Raw genomic sequence first — 1,131 nt, forward strand, 5'->3', positions numbered from 1 at the left:
CTGAAAATGGTGATCTTGCAAACTGGCATACCGGTGCACCTGATGCCATCCCTGCTGTGGGTGGTGCAATGGACTTAGCCGTGGGTGCGAAAAAAGTCTTTATTACCACCGATCATGTCACTAAAAAAGGCGAACCTAAAATCGTTGCTGAGCTGACTTATCCTGCGACAGGCTTAAAGTGTGTAGATCGTATCTATACTGACCTTTGTGTGATTGATGTAACACCTGAAGGCATGAAAGTGATTGAGAAAGTTGAAGGCTTATCTTTTGAAGAACTTCAATCGATGACGGGTGCCAAACTCATTGATGCCACTCAGGCTTAAGACTGGTTTTAGGATCTTACACTATGAAAAACGCATACATCATTGATGCCATCCGTACGCCTTTTGGTCGTTATGCCGGTGGTTTAGCGCCTGTCCGTGCGGATGACTTAGGTGCAGTGCCATTAAAAGCATTAATGGAACGTAACCCTTCTGTGGATTGGAATGTCGTCGATGACGTTTTATTTGGCTGTGCCAACCAAGCCGGTGAAGATAATCGTAACGTCGGTCGTATGTCGGCGCTTTTAGCAGGTATTCCTTATACAGTACCTGCAACCACAGTCAACCGTTTATGTGGTTCATCACTCGATACCGTAGCAATGGCCGCGCGTGCCATTAAAGCAGGCGAAGCTGACGTGATTGTGGCAGGTGGTGTTGAATCCATGTCACGTGCCCCATTTGTGATGGGTAAATCTGAGAGTGCATTTGGTCGTAGTCAAAAGATTGAAGACACTACCATGGGCTGGCGTTTTATCAACCCGAAGCTTAAAGAAATGTATGGTGTTGAAACCATGCCGCAAACGGCCGAAAACGTGGCTGAACAGTTCAACATTAGCCGCGCTGATCAAGACCAATTTGCTTTAACCAGCCAACAACGTACGGCTGCAGCGCAAGCACGTGGTTTCTTTGATCAAGAAATCGTGCCTGTGACTATTCCACAGCGTAAAGGTGATGCGGTTGTGGTGGCAAAAGATGAACATCCTCGTGCATCAACCACTTTAGAAGCGTTAACTAAGTTAAAACCTGTTGTAAAAGCAGACGGTACAGTAACCGCAGGTAATGCATCAGGCATTAACGATGGTGCTGCTGC

Annotated in this window: 2 protein-coding genes; both read left to right on the plus strand. The window is 46.6% G+C overall.

The genetic code is table 11. The features are described from left to right. Positions 1–323 (plus strand): CoA-transferase (locus AC1M9D_RS14000; RefSeq protein WP_481612436.1); only part of this gene is annotated, 323 nt, incomplete at its 5' end. Positions 324–346: 23 nt separating this feature from the next. After that, a partial coding sequence (locus tag AC1M9D_RS14005; RefSeq protein WP_481612437.1) for an acetyl-CoA C-acyltransferase occupies positions 347–1,131 on the plus strand: 785 nt, incomplete at its 3' end.

The sequence above is a fragment of the Acinetobacter sp. ANC_7682 genome (assembly GCF_056779795.1).